This is a genomic window from Ruminiclostridium cellobioparum subsp. termitidis CT1112, from assembly GCF_000350485.1.
Lineage (GTDB): Bacteria > Bacillota > Clostridia > Acetivibrionales > DSM-1351 > Ruminiclostridium > Ruminiclostridium termitidis.
On sequence record NZ_AORV01000036.1, the window covers coordinates 58,071 to 71,910 of the forward strand.

Annotated in this window: 19 protein-coding genes; 3 read left to right on the forward strand and 16 right to left on the reverse strand. The window is 40.4% G+C overall.

Annotated features, from left to right (window positions below):
• Nucleotides 1-104 precede the first annotated feature (104 nt).
• The 9 genes from CTER_RS13785 to CTER_RS13825 all read right to left on the reverse strand — a co-directional run bounded on the left by CTER_RS13785 (nucleotide 105) and on the right by CTER_RS13825 (nucleotide 5,997).
• Nucleotides 105-641 (reverse strand): HD domain-containing protein, encoded by a 537-nt coding sequence (locus CTER_RS13785; RefSeq protein ID WP_004626166.1) that lies wholly within the window; start codon nucleotides 639-641, stop codon nucleotides 105-107.
• A 166-nt stretch (nucleotides 642-807) separates the two neighbouring features.
• The gene (locus tag CTER_RS13790; RefSeq protein ID WP_004626175.1) at nucleotides 808-1,326 is read right to left on the reverse strand and encodes a flavodoxin family protein; all 519 of its coding nucleotides are present in this window, start codon (nucleotides 1,324-1,326) and stop codon (nucleotides 808-810) included.
• Nucleotides 1,327-1,361: 35 nt separating this feature from the next.
• Nucleotides 1,362-1,817, reverse strand: a complete 456-nt coding sequence (locus CTER_RS13795) for an FMN-binding protein (RefSeq protein WP_004626339.1) — start codon at nucleotides 1,815-1,817, stop codon at nucleotides 1,362-1,364.
• A 15-nt stretch (nucleotides 1,818-1,832) separates the two neighbouring features.
• Nucleotides 1,833-2,810, reverse strand: coding sequence for an FAD:protein FMN transferase (locus CTER_RS13800; protein WP_004626220.1), 978 nt, complete (start codon nucleotides 2,808-2,810; stop codon nucleotides 1,833-1,835).
• Between the two features lie 92 nt (nucleotides 2,811-2,902).
• On the reverse strand, nucleotides 2,903-3,481 hold the full coding sequence (locus CTER_RS13805) for a TetR/AcrR family transcriptional regulator (protein WP_004626235.1): 579 nt from the start codon (nucleotides 3,479-3,481) through the stop codon (nucleotides 2,903-2,905).
• 84 nt (nucleotides 3,482-3,565) lie between these two features.
• On the reverse strand, nucleotides 3,566-3,991 hold the full coding sequence (locus tag CTER_RS13810; RefSeq protein WP_004626259.1) for an arsenate reductase ArsC: 426 nt from the start codon (nucleotides 3,989-3,991) through the stop codon (nucleotides 3,566-3,568).
• A gap of 102 nt (nucleotides 3,992-4,093) precedes the next feature.
• Nucleotides 4,094-4,396 (reverse strand): mercury methylation ferredoxin HgcB, encoded by a 303-nt coding sequence (hgcB, locus tag CTER_RS13815; protein WP_004626264.1) that lies wholly within the window; start codon nucleotides 4,394-4,396, stop codon nucleotides 4,094-4,096.
• A 10-nt stretch (nucleotides 4,397-4,406) separates the two neighbouring features.
• Nucleotides 4,407-5,621, reverse strand: a complete 1,215-nt coding sequence (hgcA, locus tag CTER_RS13820) for a mercury methylation corrinoid protein HgcA (RefSeq protein ID WP_004626173.1) — start codon at nucleotides 5,619-5,621, stop codon at nucleotides 4,407-4,409.
• Complete coding sequence (locus CTER_RS13825; protein ID WP_004626294.1) at nucleotides 5,611-5,997, reverse strand: ArsR/SmtB family transcription factor; 387 nt, start codon at nucleotides 5,995-5,997, stop codon at nucleotides 5,611-5,613. The genes hgcA and CTER_RS13825 overlap by 11 nt, the downstream gene beginning before the upstream one ends.
• Nucleotides 5,998-6,142: 145 nt before the next feature.
• Here CTER_RS13825 and CTER_RS13830 point away from each other — a divergent pair, with 145 nt between their 5' ends.
• The gene (locus tag CTER_RS13830; protein WP_004626315.1) at nucleotides 6,143-6,862 is read left to right on the forward strand and encodes an EcsC family protein; all 720 of its coding nucleotides are present in this window, start codon (nucleotides 6,143-6,145) and stop codon (nucleotides 6,860-6,862) included.
• 24 nt (nucleotides 6,863-6,886) lie between these two features.
• Here CTER_RS13830 and CTER_RS13835 read toward each other — a convergent pair whose 3' ends face one another.
• The 4 genes from CTER_RS13835 to CTER_RS13850 are packed head-to-tail and all read right to left on the reverse strand — an operon-like array spanning nucleotide 6,887 to nucleotide 10,069.
• Nucleotides 6,887-7,840 (reverse strand): hypothetical protein, encoded by a 954-nt coding sequence (locus CTER_RS13835; RefSeq protein WP_004626246.1) that lies wholly within the window; start codon nucleotides 7,838-7,840, stop codon nucleotides 6,887-6,889.
• Nucleotides 7,841-7,844: 4 nt separating this feature from the next.
• Complete coding sequence (locus CTER_RS13840) at nucleotides 7,845-8,585, reverse strand: glycosyltransferase family 4 protein (protein ID WP_004626252.1); 741 nt, start codon at nucleotides 8,583-8,585, stop codon at nucleotides 7,845-7,847.
• Entirely contained in the window at nucleotides 8,586-9,746 is a 1,161-nt protein-coding gene (locus CTER_RS13845) for a trypsin-like peptidase domain-containing protein (protein WP_004626303.1), read from the reverse strand.
• The gene (locus CTER_RS13850; RefSeq protein WP_004626249.1) at nucleotides 9,743-10,069 is read right to left on the reverse strand and encodes a CU044_2847 family protein; all 327 of its coding nucleotides are present in this window, start codon (nucleotides 10,067-10,069) and stop codon (nucleotides 9,743-9,745) included. Before CTER_RS13850 ends, CTER_RS13845 begins: the two co-directional genes overlap by 4 nt.
• A gap of 223 nt (nucleotides 10,070-10,292) precedes the next feature.
• On the opposite strand from CTER_RS13850, the gene CTER_RS13855 reads away from it, so the two are divergent.
• Together CTER_RS13855 and CTER_RS13860 are read left to right on the forward strand one after the other, a co-directional pair.
• Entirely contained in the window at nucleotides 10,293-11,003 is a 711-nt protein-coding gene (locus CTER_RS13855; protein ID WP_004626296.1) for a LytR/AlgR family response regulator transcription factor, read from the forward strand.
• 6 nt (nucleotides 11,004-11,009) lie between these two features.
• The gene (locus tag CTER_RS13860) at nucleotides 11,010-12,296 is read left to right on the forward strand and encodes a GHKL domain-containing protein (protein WP_004626305.1); all 1,287 of its coding nucleotides are present in this window, start codon (nucleotides 11,010-11,012) and stop codon (nucleotides 12,294-12,296) included.
• A 13-nt stretch (nucleotides 12,297-12,309) separates the two neighbouring features.
• Here the strand turns inward: CTER_RS13860 and CTER_RS27655 are convergent, their stop codons facing one another.
• The 3 genes from CTER_RS27655 to CTER_RS13870 form a co-directional block, all read right to left on the reverse strand.
• On the reverse strand, nucleotides 12,310-12,447 hold the full coding sequence (locus CTER_RS27655; RefSeq protein ID WP_083909004.1) for a cyclic lactone autoinducer peptide: 138 nt from the start codon (nucleotides 12,445-12,447) through the stop codon (nucleotides 12,310-12,312).
• On the reverse strand, nucleotides 12,434-13,027 hold the full coding sequence (locus CTER_RS13865; RefSeq protein WP_004626198.1) for an accessory gene regulator ArgB-like protein: 594 nt from the start codon (nucleotides 13,025-13,027) through the stop codon (nucleotides 12,434-12,436). The genes CTER_RS27655 and CTER_RS13865 overlap by 14 nt, the downstream gene beginning before the upstream one ends.
• 433 nt (nucleotides 13,028-13,460) lie before the next feature.
• On the reverse strand, nucleotides 13,461-13,703 hold the full coding sequence (locus CTER_RS13870; protein ID WP_004626356.1) for an AbrB/MazE/SpoVT family DNA-binding domain-containing protein: 243 nt from the start codon (nucleotides 13,701-13,703) through the stop codon (nucleotides 13,461-13,463).
• Nucleotides 13,704-13,840 lie beyond the last annotated feature (137 nt).

Below are 13,840 nucleotides of genomic sequence, written 5' to 3' on the forward strand. Positions count from 1 at the left end.
ACTTTGAATATATTTTCTGAATAGTTTTCCATTTTACTGCTCTATTATTCTCAAATCATTTTGATGTTTCACCGGATAAACTGCCCTGCACGAGTGTCTCTTCCTCACCCGGAAACTTCGCCAAACAAGCTCAGGAACTCATTCTCCACACTTTTAAAATCCCTCTGTGAAAAGTCGTGCTGCATTGAGACGGCAGGTCTGGTCTCAAACAGCTGAACATTCATCAGCGTGTCAAATTCATAATATAGCAGCGAATCATCAACAGCCGAAATCAACCTGAGTTCCTCTTCGGATACGTCACCAAGGCCAAACCTGTCATATATGACCTTCTGGAGCTTGTCCTCAATAATAAAATATTCCGGCATATTTCTTTTGACAGGCCTTGTCAGATCGGAAATATAGCTCTCACTTGCATCGTGCAGCAGGCAGCCCAGCCGGACCCTCCGGGAATATCCCCTGCCCAGGGCCTCCCTGCAGCAGCTTATTGAATGCTGGGCCACCGAATAAAAGTGCTTGAAATGCCCGTTAGCTCGTGTCATCAAGGAAAGAGCGTGGGCAATATCCTCAATCTTTATATCCTCCTTTACAGGTTCCAGCGGATAAAATTTTGTCTTTGAATAGGTTAATATATATTCCGACATATGTATCTCCTGTTCTATCTTTTAGTACTTTATTTTACCAGAATTATATTTATACTTCCATACTGACTTCAAGCAATGGATGTATAATCAGGATAATTCTTTATTGCTATTATAAATTTTTATAACAATAAAAGCAAAACCCCTGATAATAAAAAAACAGTCCCTTTCATGGTGAAAGGACTGTCATAATTTTGCCGGTCAATTTAACAATATCGTCCGGTTTTAACCGGTATGCCGATGTAGCTTTACGGGTAGGCCTGGGGCTGGATGGTAAAAGTCCGGTAATATGGAGGTCAAGCAACACAGCAGGGGTCCTCCCCGTCCTTTTTTCCAGTTCACCTGCAATCCCGGGATTTGAGCCGTCAGCACCTCCACTTATGGAGATAAATGCATATCTGTATGGGTGGGTCTTCAAATATTTCAAGTACAAGCGGAGCGGTGTGGCGACCTTTCCCATCCAGACCGGTCCCAATAAAACAATCAAATCACACTCTTTAATGCTGCTATCAGGCAGTGGCCGTACCGTCGGACTTTTGTTAAAAATTATGTCCAGTACAATAGACCCCATGGTACGGGATTTTACTTCTTCTATTTTAATATGTTCAGCAGACAGCTCCTTTGCCACACTGTCGGCCAATGCCCGGTTGTTGCCGGTCAACGAATAGGAAATAACTGTATTGCTCATTGAAAACCTCCTTGATCGAGCTTTATATGTAACCTTTAATCAGCCTGCTCCAGTGCATTTTCCACAGCTTTTATATGTGTTTTTGAGGTCAGGGTGGCACCGCTGATAACATCTACCTGCAAGGACTGGGTTTCGATAACCTTCTCAAACAAATCTTCTACGGTAGAACCCTTTGAGTTGATTTCAGCCGGTTTTCCCTCTTTGTTCAAAGCTCCCTTCAGCACTTTTATACCGGTAACACGGCCTGAAGATACCGTTACCTCTACCCGGGTATTTCGAAAACTGTCCTTTTTGCCCTTGTACTCTCCCACATATGTACCGTCATGTAAATTTTTAAAGTTTATATCGTTAATGGTAAGATTTTTAATTTCACGTCTTCCCGGTTCGGTACCCATTATTCCTCCCAACAGAGCAATTCCTATTACTCCTATTATTACCAATATAACTATCCACACTTTGATTTTCCCCTTCTTTCTCACAGTAGTTTTCATTGCGTCTGTTTCCTTTCATATAATTTTGGTTGAAATATGGACTGCTGGCTGAAAGCAGCCTTTAAGCCCGTGTGTTATATATATCTGCTGATGCTCATCCACCATAATGGCTTCGGTGCCGGGAAACCTTTTAATAAACCCGGCTCCTCTTTCCAACCCCGACACAAAAGCAAGAGTGGATAATGCGTCGGCAAGCATAGCACTGTCCGAAATAACCGTCGCACTTATAAGCCCGGCTTGGGCAGGATATCCTGTAACCGGGCTCAGGATATGATGCCTCCGGACACCTTCCCGGTCTATAAAATACCGTTCATAGTCACCGGAGGTAACCACTGACCTGCCGGTAACCGGAACGGCCCCCAGCAGGCAGCCCTCCTGCCGCGGATGGCGTATGCCAACCATCCAGGGAGTCCCGTCAGGCTTATTTCCCAGGGCTGAGACATTCCCTCCGATATTGGTAAAAGCCGACACAATATCATAGCACTTGAATATTTCAATAATCCTGTCACTTGCAAAACCTTTCCCCACCCCTCCCAAATCAATGGACTGCCCCTGCTTTCCAAGTCCAGCGGTGCCTACAGAAGGGTTCAGCAGCAGATCACAATAGCCGACCAATGACAGAGCCTGACTGATATCTGCTTCCTCGGGCACCCCCGGCGCATGCTTGTAATTCCACAAATCCACCAGGGGGCCGATAGTAACATCAAACAGTCCATCACATATACCGGATAACTCATTGGCATATGAGAGCACCCTGTAAACCTCATCACATACTTTGACAGGTTTTATTCCTGAGAATTGGTTTATAAGACTTATCTCACTTTCGGGTATATAGCGGCTCATAATTTTTTCAAGCCTCTCCATCTCGGCATTTGCTGAATTTACTGCCTCCGGTGTGTTTCTACCAAATACCCTGTGAGTTATTTGTGTGTTCATTCCAAGGCTTGAGTTGTCTGTCAAATGTTTATCCTCTGTGCAGATTACCTTTCGCATCCTGCCTCCTTCCCTGCAATCAAAACATTTCAGTAGAATGAACATTTTTATATTCATTCATTTTGTGAGTAAAAAAATTGCCTCTGATTCTGTCAGGGGCAGTCGGTCAGTCCCTTCATGATGAACTCCGACATATAGTCCAGAACCTCCGGAAAATATTGAATTCCTATCTCTTCTTTATGTGTGTCAACATTGATAATGGCGGCAAAAATAGTCATAATCATTTTGCTGTCAATGTCTCTCCTCATTTTCCCTTCTTCCTGCCATGTTAAAATTACTTCATGAAAACTGTCATACAGGAAGTCGAAATTTTCAAGTCCGTTTTCCTCACGGTATATCTGCTCTATCCTGTTAAAGACACTTCTATTGTACCATTCCCTCAGAATGGGGTTGGCTTTCATGCCTTGAACATTCAGCGCCAGCATTTGTCTGACCACTTCTAGCGGGCTGTTATTGATGTCTATGGACTGTAAACAGCTTTTTTTAAGTTTTACATTTTCATCTAAAAAAATATCCATGAACAATTTTTCTTTGGATGAATAGTAGTTATAAAAAGTTCCTACAGCCACACCGGCCTTTTTGGTAATATCAGATACATTTGTATCCTTAAAGCCGTTCAGGCTGAATAATTCTTTTCCACTGTCATAAATTTGAGTCTTTTTATTATCCATATGCAGGTCTCCATAAAAAAATGAATGAATTTCAAATTATTCATTCACATGTTATCATTAATATATCCGGCTGTCAATATTTTCTCACTCCGGCTGCTCCATATCCACGAGTCCCAGTATTCTCCTCTTTAGCCCCAAAACCTTTTCCTCAATCAGCCGGGCTATTTTTATAAATTCACTCCTGTCTTTTCCCGTGGGGTCTTCAAGCCCCCAATCCTCCCTGTGTTTACAGGGCAGGAACGGACAGTTTACATTACAGCCCATAGTCACCACAATATCCACCGCCGGAATATCAGAAATCAATTTTGATTTTTGGGTAGTATTCATATCCACTCCATAGAGCTCTTTTATTGTTTCAACAGCATCCTGATTGATCCTGGGTTTTGTGACAGTTCCAGCCGAATAGGCCTCAAAAGCGTCTGCTGCCATTAATCTGGATATTGCTTCGGCCATCTGGGACCTGCAGGAGTTATGAACACAGATGAATGCAACTTTTATTTTACCCGGCATGTCTATTTTTCCTTTCAATACGTTCAGTAATATTGATATTGATTTATTGTTTATCCATGGATTCAATATGCTTTTGATGTAACAGCCCTTCATGCAGGCACTCTAACAGCAGCCGCTGCTGCTGTCTCCGGAAGAGCAATCGCAGCTGGGTTCGCTTCCGGTCAGCCACCCCATTATTATGGCAGCAGCACATCCGACTCCGGGTTTTACCTCCAGTGCCCCGAACGGACAATTTCCAGCACACGCGCCGCACTCCATACACCCGTCCCTGTCCATAATTTCGGCTTTATCAGCCCTCAGGGCAAAAACCTTATGCGGACATACCTCGATGCATTTTCCGCAGCCCTTACATTTTTCCTCGTCAAGTTTCAGAGTGGCCACATTTTTCAAATATCGGTGCCTCATTGTATCCTCCTTAAAAACGTATTAAACTGTCCGCCAATAACAAGCCGATACCCGGAATAAGGGAAAGAATTATTGCAGGGATGGCAAGCCTCATTTCCTTCAATACTCCTGAAAAGGAGGTATAGGTGGAAGAACCGGTAAAGTTCATGGCGTAATACGCCGAAATTGAAGGCAGCACCAGCAGATACCCCACGCCTCTTAGGAGGCTCAGTCCCTCCGGCCCGATCCAGCCATTGAGGAAATTCAGTGCAATGGCCCACAGCAAACCTGCCTGCCAGCCTTTCCAGGCAAATGCCCTCCCCGGAATCCATGGAAGCAGAATCGGTGTAATAACACAACCCGCTGCAACAGCACCTGCATAGGCACAAAAATCCATAACTCCGAAGGGTTTCCTCGCCACAAGATTTATTAAAAACAGTATACCGAAAATCAGCATGGATATTTTGAAAGTGCCGACAAGCTCCATAGGAGTCAAAACCAGACGGTCATACACAGTAAATCTGACCTGCCGCATTTCCTCCGTCGCTTTCATCTCTGAGTTTATAAAGGATCTTATATCCTTGGCTCTTACGGTGCCATAAACAACTTTGAAACCGGTTTGTTTTGTGACCTCATGGGCACTTACTCCCGGTGCTCCCAGCTGAGGCAGTATTAAAGTCTTATGCTCCACTATTTCCCGCAGCCGCGCTCTTGAAATCCTGTTCACAAGTTCCCTGGTGCCGAAGGTGCCTTTTCCCGCCGCACACCACACATTTATCCCCTTTGTGTCAAGCACTAAAATCCAAACATTCATGCCGGACAGTTCTTTTCTTAGTGCATCAAAGGTCAATTTGTAGTTGGCGGTAACAAGGACAGGAGAAGCCCTATCAGGAATTCCCACGGCATATACGCCGGGATTTATTTTATAATTCATCCTGCCTATCCCCCAACGCACTTTCCACGCTCCCAGAATATCGGAGCGAAGCAGTCTAGTGGCCACCTGCGGAATCTTCCCCGCAGCCGTTTCGATTTCACCAGTTATCCAGGGAATATTTCTATCATAATTTGTAACAGGCTCCGAAGAACAGTTATCACTTCCCCCGCAGCAGCAGGTATTGTCCTTTTGTCCGGACACCCCGGTACAGTTTTTATTTGCAGCTTTCAGTCTCGGTCTGATTTTTACCGACTTTCTGTCCCCGGTGTTAAGCCGGGCATTGCCAGATGTACAACAGCTTTTATTCTCCATCCTTTTGACCTCCTGTACAAATGCACTCATAGCCGGGCAAGCTGTTTTTATCAGACCAGATTTTCTCAAGCATTGTTTTGTCGTTATTAAATTCAGTATCATTGGACAGCCAATCAGGCAAAGGCTCCAGGATACTTGCCAGCTGCCTTGTGTATTCATTTTCCTCGATCCTGTAATAAATCCATTTCCCGGATCTTCTGTCCTTTATTATCCTTGATTGCTTTAGGATGGCCAGCTGCCTGGACACTCTGGGCTGTGACATCCGCAGCGCTCCAAAAATCTCACATACGCACAACTCTCTATTTTGCAGCAGCAGTAGAATACGCAGTCTTGTTTTATCCGAAAGAATGCCGAATATGTTTAACAAGTCGTCCATTACTTTCCTCCTATATTATCATATATGCATATAATTATATGATTATTGGATTAGTTTGTAAATATTTTTATTCATACAAAACAACAGGTCAGCCGTATACTAAATATATATCAACAAATAAGCTTTATATTTTTGAGGATGAATTATGAACAGCTACGAACGCAATGCCCTATATGAATTGAAAATGTGGCAGCTGGAAATGTTAAATCAGCCTTCGCTGACAAGCCGGTTGAGCAAAGGGATTCAGAATAAGATGAACGGTCTTATTCCCGAGAAGGCGCATAAAGTTGTTACCGAAACCATTAAAGGCATGGTAAAATCAGTCCTGTTCGGATCTGAACTGACTGCATCCGCGCCGCTTTTCAACGCTCCCCTGCAGGAACGGGAGCTGCTGCTGAATGAAAGAATAACCTTTTATAAAAGAACCGCAGCAGCCAGCGGAGCCTGGACAGGTGCAGGCGGCATATTTCTCGGTTTGGCGGATTTCCCCATACTTTTAAGTCTGAAGCTCAAATTTTTATTCGATGCGGCTGCTATTTACGGATTTGATGCTGCAAACTACAAGGAACGCTTATATATTTTGTATATATTCCAACTGGCATTTTCAAGCCAGGAAAGAGTCATGGAAATCTATCAACAGGTGAAGGACTGGCAAAGTTTTTCCCAAGCCCTGCCCGAGGACATCAATTCCTTTGACTGGAGAACTTTCCAGCAGGAATACAGAGACTATATCGACCTGGCAAAAATGCTCCAGCTGGTTCCTGTAATAGGTGCCGCAGTGGGAGCCGTTGCCAACTACCGGCTTATGGACAAACTAGGTACGACTACCATGAATGCATACAGGCTGAGACTGCTCGAGCCTTAATCCTTCAGCACGGTACTGGTTCATTTATAGTGGTTTTACGTTTAATATAACCGGAAACTGCAGCGGATTGGAGGCCTCACCCAATTCATATGTTTCTATAGACACTTCCAGGGGACAATACGGACTTGCCACAGGGCGCAAATTAAACTTTATGGAGCATGAATCTTTTATTTCTACGATTTCGGAAACAGTACCGGTTAAAGTCTCACTGGGTGCCTTGACTGTCACGCGTACTCTGCCTACAGGAAACTCTGACTGGTTAATAATATTCAAAGATACGATAGCCCTTTGATTAAGGTAGATTATTTCATTTTCTGCCTCAACCCTCAGAAGGGCTTTTTTTTCTATTTTAGTGAGATGGCTCTGTATAAAATCCGGATAAGTCTTAAGTAACCTGCTCAGTTCTTCATAGTCGGGATTGGGAATACTGCCAGCGATCATTTGACGTACACACAGCCTGCTGATCTCATATTGCAGCTGTTCCTCAATCTGACGTATTCCTTCCTTGACAGATTCCCTATCCTTGTAATCCACCAGTACCGCTCCCCCCGCTTCCAACGGTTTTGGAAGCCATGAAAACCTGCTCTTATCTACTTCGAATGCATTTACGATACCTGTCGGCAGCATAACCATCCGGTCCATTATAGCAACAGCCGGAAACATCGTCTCCAACCTTTCCTTTGAAATATCCATCCGTGCAGTAGAATATACATAGGCGGATAACCCGCCGAAATAAGTATACACATCCTCATTACTATTATTGTTCTTTATTATAATGTTAAAATCCTCATATTTGATAACAGAGCTTTTCAAAAGATTGATATATTGACTGCACCTCAGTTCGTCCATATCATCGTAGTTCAGAATGTATAAATCCTCAATCATCAGATTTTTATATATGTACTCCTTAAGAAAGACTTCTATTTCGTCGAATTGTTGTCTCTGTTTTCTGTTTAAATAAAAAAGCTTGACTATCATTTAATCACATCCAATCAAACAATTCATTAAATAATCCATTTGATACAGTGCTCTTCATTTTCTTTGATACTGCCTTTATCTGCTCAATGAGTTTTGCAGCCTCCTCCTTCTTTCTTCCATCCAGCTCGCCGGTTATATCTGACTTTAACAGCCCGGTGTAGTATCGGATGTACTGTTGTGCTATGGAAGACCATTTATATTTATCGCCGCTAGCACATGCGTATGCGTTTGAACCCATCTGCTGCCGGAGTTCCTTGCTGTGAAGCAGCGACATGATCCATTGCGCCAGATCCAGATAGTTTTCAGGCTCGGCCAAAAACCCTGTTTTGCCGTGTTCAATAATTTCCTTAAGACCCCCGGTTCTGCTGGCTACCACCGGGCGCCTGCAAGCCATTGCTTCCAGAGCTACCATTCCAAATGGCTCGTTGATGCTTGGAACCACTACCAATTGTGCTTTCTGATAGAGTTGGATTAAATCCTGTCCGCTTTTTTGGCCAAGAAACTCAACCATGTCCGACAGCATAAGATTTGTTTTAAGGCGGTTAAGCCATGATTCATATTCTCCGTCGCCTACAATTTTAAGGCGAATATGGGGAAACTTTTCCCTTATATAAAACATGGCACGTATTAAAAACTCCACACCCTTCTGCTTTACCAGCCTGCCGACAAATAATATATATTGTTCCTCCTCCGGCCAATCCCCGCAAGGTAAAAATTCATCGGTATTAACTCCGTTAGGAACAATCTATATACGTGTAATGGGCAGATCCCTGTGCAAAATTTCCTGACGCACATGTCTGCTGTTGACCGTAACAAGATCTGCACAAATAAGTCCCAGATTCTCAATAGAGGAGCAGAGAGGTGCAAGGTTCGGAAGGTGTATATGAAAAATCAGCGGCTTTTTAAGGAGCCAACGGCACTTTATTCCCGCCAGAACCGTTACCCAGTCATGGCAGTGAATTACATCCGGCTGTATACGGCCTATATCATAAGCTGCCTGCTGTGCAAAATCCAGCCAGGCCACAGGACTGCTGTATGAAGGCGTGCCGCAGGTAGAGCAAAAGGTTACACCCGGTGACTGTGACGTATAGCCTGTTTTTTGCTCTGGAAGCACTACATCAACGCTCAGTTTCTTTCCCAGTTCTGCTGTCAATTGAGTCACATGAACACCCAAACCGCCGATAATATGCGGCTGGTATTCGGATGAAATAAAACACACCTTTATTGGCGGTTGTTTTGGGATACTGCTCAGGCAGGACTCCCATTCTTCATTGACGGAAGTGTTCCTGTGCAGCCTGAACAGTGCGGAAGAATAGTTTAGAATGTCCGAAACAGGTATTCCCCATCCTCCAAGGTCAGTGGTAAAATCCCTTGTTCGCTTTAATATTCCGCAAACCTTTCCCGTCCTCATATTTAAAATGGGAGCTCCGCTGTAGCCCAGCTGAATTTGACCTCTGGCAAACTTCAGAAGAGAAGCATTGGTCATCCCTTCGTATTTAATGGTAACCTGTTCCCCCATGGGTTTTCCTGCGGGATAGCCCATAGCAAAGCATTCATCCCCTATCTGCATATTGCCTTCATCTACAACAACTATGGGATGGTCAAATTCCCTTAGAATGCGGATAAATGCAAAATCCTTCATCATTACACCGGAAATTGGGTTATTGTATTCAATATTCTCTACTTCTGCTTCGTAACTATCCTGCCCCCACTTAATTCTGATTTTGGTATTCCTGCATTCCGCTGTGCCGCTTATTTGCCGGATTCCATTTCCCAATATCACATGAGCACAGGTCAAAACCAGATTTTTAGCAATAAAGAAACCTGTACCTGCAGGTTCACCATCGGCAAAAATTTGGACAATAGCAGGTATATAACAATTATCAATTATCCGGTCAATATTCATCCCTGTCTCTCCTTCTCCCGGTTCCATTCAAGCTTTATTTTAATACCTGCCGATGAATGGCTGTTCAAGAGCACTGCCACTACCTTTCCTGCATCTGCCGTCAGTCCGAAACTAACCTCAACCGACGCTTTATCAGGATTGCTGAACCTGATAAGGGACTCCTGAATTTTTGATGCAAAATCAGTTATATTATCTAAGGCACTCTCCAATCCATTGTGGAGCTTGTCTTTTATACCTACTTCACATTCATAGTTCTCATCTACAGGCTGGAAATAAATAATCCCGTCGGAATTATCAGAGATTTTAAGCGGTATCCTGTTCATATTTGACCTCCTGCAATTTACATTTATTTCAATAAGTATATCATCGCAGGTGTACATTGTAAACTTTTACTTAATTTTCATTATATTTCTATTTAGGTGTACACCGTTCAGTTTGCCTAATTTGGCTATTTTTCGTATTAATTCTACATAATATTACTTGGCGAATATTGTAAAATTAGCTAAAATGATATATTATAGAACTATCGTTAACGGGGGTAATAATATGATAAATATTGCTGTACTTGATGATGAAAACGAATTGTTGGCAGAATACCAAAGACAAATTCCTTATCTGTTAAAGAAAAATAAGATTGATGGCGAATTGATAATAGCTACCGATTCACCTGATGAGTTTTTAGAAAAGGTTAAAAGCCGTAATATAAACATATGTATACTGGACATCAATTTACGCACAAATACAAACGGGATGCATATAGCCAAACAGATCCGTGAAAACGATTATCCCTGTGAAATCATCTTTATGACAGGCTTTCTTGAGTATACCCTGAAAGCTTTTGATGTTCAGGCTTTTAATTACATACAGAAGCCCGGTTGGGATGAGCTGGAGAAAACACTTGTAAAATATAAAGAGCAAAATGTTCTGAGACGTGCTAAGAAGACTGTCAGCATAAAATGCGGTCCCGAAGTGTATTTCATTAATTGTGACAATATATTCTGTATAGAACACGTCGGTACTAAAACAACCGTTTATACAAATTTTTCAGAATATCAAACTTATGAAGGGCTGGAGGAACTGGTCAAAAGAATTGAAGATGACAGGTTCACACGCATCCACCGTTCTGCTTTTATCAACACGGAATTTATTGAAAAAATTGATTTCAAAAATAAGGAAGTAAGTCTGATAAATGGCTCCACCTACAAGATAGGCCCCAAGTTTTATGATGAAATTAAGTCTATTATTGACAGGAGATAATAACCTATGTTTGGACTGCTGGTAGTAAACACTATTTTTGTACTAGTAACAGCATATATGATTTACTTCTTCGTAAAGAAAAATTATAATATTGTAATATCTATAAAACAAAAAGTGTTATTTTTTGTTTTATTCGGGCTACTGAATAGTATAATCTCTTCATTTATTATGAGCTCTTTGCCTGAATATATTCAATTCATAAGACCAATAATTCTTTCATTTTTAAGTATTGCTGTTATACGATATATATTGAAAGTGAATTGGCTAAAATCTTTAATCTCTTTTTGCGTTATTATGCTTGGAACAAGTGTTGGTATTTTCTTTATACCTATAATTTTTAATCTGGTATATAACGTTGATCCACCATCCTCTCTTACTCAAAATACATTTTTATACTTTTTAAATAATATTATTATTTATGTAATTGCCTTCCTTTTTGTAAGATTTACACCATTTGCTAAGATTGTAGGGCAACTTAAAGATATGAAGCCCGTGGCTATTTTGTTAGTGGCCACAATAGCATTAATGGGGTCACAAATATTTATTCTTCAAAACTTATATAAATATAAATTAATTATATTAATATTTTCTATAATATCATCCATAATTTATCTATCTGTCTCTATTATTTATACAATGCAATACCAAAAATCTGAACGTATCTTAGAAGAACAGAAACAGCAGGCATTCTATAATCAATCCTTAAGTATAGCATTGCAGGATTTTCAAAGATTTAAACATGACCAGGTGAACCATCTTTCCGTTGTTTATTCAATGCTCGAAAAAAATAATGTAATAGATGCTTTGAATTATCTAAAAGAAACGCAAAATACTACAAAATCCTTTACTAATTCAGCCCTGTTCAATATAACAAATGCCGGGCTGTTCGGAATAATTTCCTCAAAAATAGATAAGGCTATCCAGGCCGGGATAGATTTTAATATTAAAGTCATAGGACAAGTGGGTTCTATTCCAAATGTCAAGATTTCAGAGCTTTGCGAAGTAGTTGGAATATATCTGGATAATGCTATCGAGGAGGTTATACAGAACGGTAAATTAAAAATAAATATGGCTTTAACAAGTACAGACCAAAATGTTGTATTAAAAATCAGTAATAAATGCGGTGAAATTCCTACTCTGAACAAATCCTCAAAAGGTATTAACCGGGGACATGGCCTGGTAATTGCAAATAGAATATTAAGTGCATATAGTAATATATTGCACTCAAATATATTCGATAAAGCTACCATGGAATTTACTCAGATGCTGACAATAAAAATAGGGGTCAAATAAGCCCCCATTCTTATTATTTAAGTAAAGATTTAGGACACTCCGGCTGATACGTAAACCATAACCAGCATGCTCCAGCTGAAGTTGTCGCAGCAAAAATACCCACTATTGACAGTACCGTCAATACCCACAATTTAATTTTAGATCTTTTCATTAATAATCCCACCCTTTCTATTTTTTGTTATTCTGTACAACACAGGTGTAATATTAATTGAATTAATTAAAGTAATTATTGATATTACATTTGAGTATTCTCTGGGGACAAAAAAAGTAATTATGAAAAAAACTGCCACTGTTATGCTCCCCTGTGCTCTTAACTCCTTCCACCTCTTTTCTGTGATTATGGGTTTTGAAGCTAAATCTGCAGGAGCATAAAAGTAAACCAATATGCCTGAAACAACAAACAAAATAATATTGAAATAGCTTATATCAATAATTTTTGAAGAATAGATTGCTCCGAAAAGAAAAATAAAGTATGTTATTATACAGCCAAGCTGAGTTTTGGCATGCACCCCTCCCAAAAAAGATTTGTTTAATGCAAATACTGCTCCCCCTGCTAGAGCTAACGGAAGTTGTCCCAAAAAATATGCGGTCAGCATTACAGCTATCAACTTTAACCCATCTGATATGGCAATATAAAGTCCATACTGTATCTGCTCGGCTTTTTCTTCTGTTATATTAGGAACTGTCACAATAATCTCATTTGTAATCTTTTTCGTTATTTTATTTAACATGGCCGCTACCACCTATTACATATATGTCCATTATATATTAATAACAAGTATTTATCCACAAAAAAATACACCATATCTATTTATATTTTTATGAAATAATTACAAGGGATTAATGCAATTCAATTTAATCTTTATATGTTAAAATATTCATTAAAACTATAATTATTTCGGGAAGCATACTGATGTATCTAAAAAACTACGAAACATTTACTCGTTATATTGACAGCCTTGAAAGATGAGCTAAACAACATACAGAGCAAATTAAAGTTTAATTGAAAATAAAGCATAGCTTTTAATAATGGCTGCCGCGCTAAAATAGTAAAAGTGCGCGGCCTTTTTTCATTCAATAAAATAAACCCCAAACTCCTTGGAGAATGGGATTTATTTGGGAAGAGCGAATACAAATACATCTATATTCACTAAAAGAACTTTACTATCTGTTATTTATATCTTCACGACATTTAGCACATATGGGTTTACCCTGAAAGTACGTTAAATTTTTTAATTCTCCGCAAAAAGTACAACCCCTTAAATATTTTGTTAATATGATCTTACCTTCGTCAACAAAAATCTCTATGGGTGTTCCTTCATCAATATCATACTCTCTGCACAATTCCTTTGGAATAACAACCCTGTTCAAGCAATCCGTTTTTCTGACAATACCAGTACTTTTCATAATAATCCCTCCTGTTTATAAACATCTGACCCTTACTGTAATAGTATTAACCGGCTTCTCATCTCTTTTTATACTCCAAATCTTTTTGAGCCGGCAAAATATTTTTTTGCCAAACATATTCATTTCTTGTTTAATTT

What these genes read in the sequence shown, in the direction of transcription:
- CTER_RS13785 (WP_004626166.1), bottom strand. Translation starts at nt 641, where the DNA reads ATGTCGGAATATATATTAACCTATTCAAAGACAAAATTTTATCCGCTG.
- CTER_RS13790 (WP_004626175.1), bottom strand. Translation starts at nt 1,326, where the DNA reads ATGAGCAATACAGTTATTTCCTATTCGTTGACCGGCAACAACCGGGCA.
- CTER_RS13795 (WP_004626339.1), bottom strand. Translation starts at nt 1,817, where the DNA reads ATGAAAACTACTGTGAGAAAGAAGGGGAAAATCAAAGTGTGGATAGTT.
- CTER_RS13800 (WP_004626220.1), bottom strand. Translation starts at nt 2,810, where the DNA reads ATGCGAAAGGTAATCTGCACAGAGGATAAACATTTGACAGACAACTCA.
- CTER_RS13805 (WP_004626235.1), bottom strand. Translation starts at nt 3,481, where the DNA reads ATGGATAATAAAAAGACTCAAATTTATGACAGTGGAAAAGAATTATTC.
- CTER_RS13810 (WP_004626259.1), bottom strand. Translation starts at nt 3,991, where the DNA reads ATGCCGGGTAAAATAAAAGTTGCATTCATCTGTGTTCATAACTCCTGC.
- hgcB (WP_004626264.1), bottom strand. Translation starts at nt 4,396, where the DNA reads ATGAGGCACCGATATTTGAAAAATGTGGCCACTCTGAAACTTGACGAG.
- hgcA (WP_004626173.1), bottom strand. Translation starts at nt 5,621, where the DNA reads ATGGAGAATAAAAGCTGTTGTACATCTGGCAATGCCCGGCTTAACACC.
- CTER_RS13825 (WP_004626294.1), bottom strand. Translation starts at nt 5,997, where the DNA reads ATGGACGACTTGTTAAACATATTCGGCATTCTTTCGGATAAAACAAGA.
- CTER_RS13830 (WP_004626315.1), top strand. Translation starts at nt 6,143, where the DNA reads ATGAACAGCTACGAACGCAATGCCCTATATGAATTGAAAATGTGGCAG.
- CTER_RS13835 (WP_004626246.1), bottom strand. Translation starts at nt 7,840, where the DNA reads ATGATAGTCAAGCTTTTTTATTTAAACAGAAAACAGAGACAACAATTC.
- CTER_RS13845 (WP_004626303.1), bottom strand. Translation starts at nt 9,746, where the DNA reads ATGAATATTGACCGGATAATTGATAATTGTTATATACCTGCTATTGTC.
- CTER_RS13850 (WP_004626249.1), bottom strand. Translation starts at nt 10,069, where the DNA reads ATGAACAGGATACCGCTTAAAATCTCTGATAATTCCGACGGGATTATT.
- CTER_RS13855 (WP_004626296.1), top strand. Translation starts at nt 10,293, where the DNA reads ATGATAAATATTGCTGTACTTGATGATGAAAACGAATTGTTGGCAGAA.
- CTER_RS13860 (WP_004626305.1), top strand. Translation starts at nt 11,010, where the DNA reads ATGTTTGGACTGCTGGTAGTAAACACTATTTTTGTACTAGTAACAGCA.
- CTER_RS27655 (WP_083909004.1), bottom strand. Translation starts at nt 12,447, where the DNA reads ATGAAAAGATCTAAAATTAAATTGTGGGTATTGACGGTACTGTCAATA.
- CTER_RS13865 (WP_004626198.1), bottom strand. Translation starts at nt 13,027, where the DNA reads ATGTTAAATAAAATAACGAAAAAGATTACAAATGAGATTATTGTGACA.
- CTER_RS13870 (WP_004626356.1), bottom strand. Translation starts at nt 13,703, where the DNA reads ATGAAAAGTACTGGTATTGTCAGAAAAACGGATTGCTTGAACAGGGTT.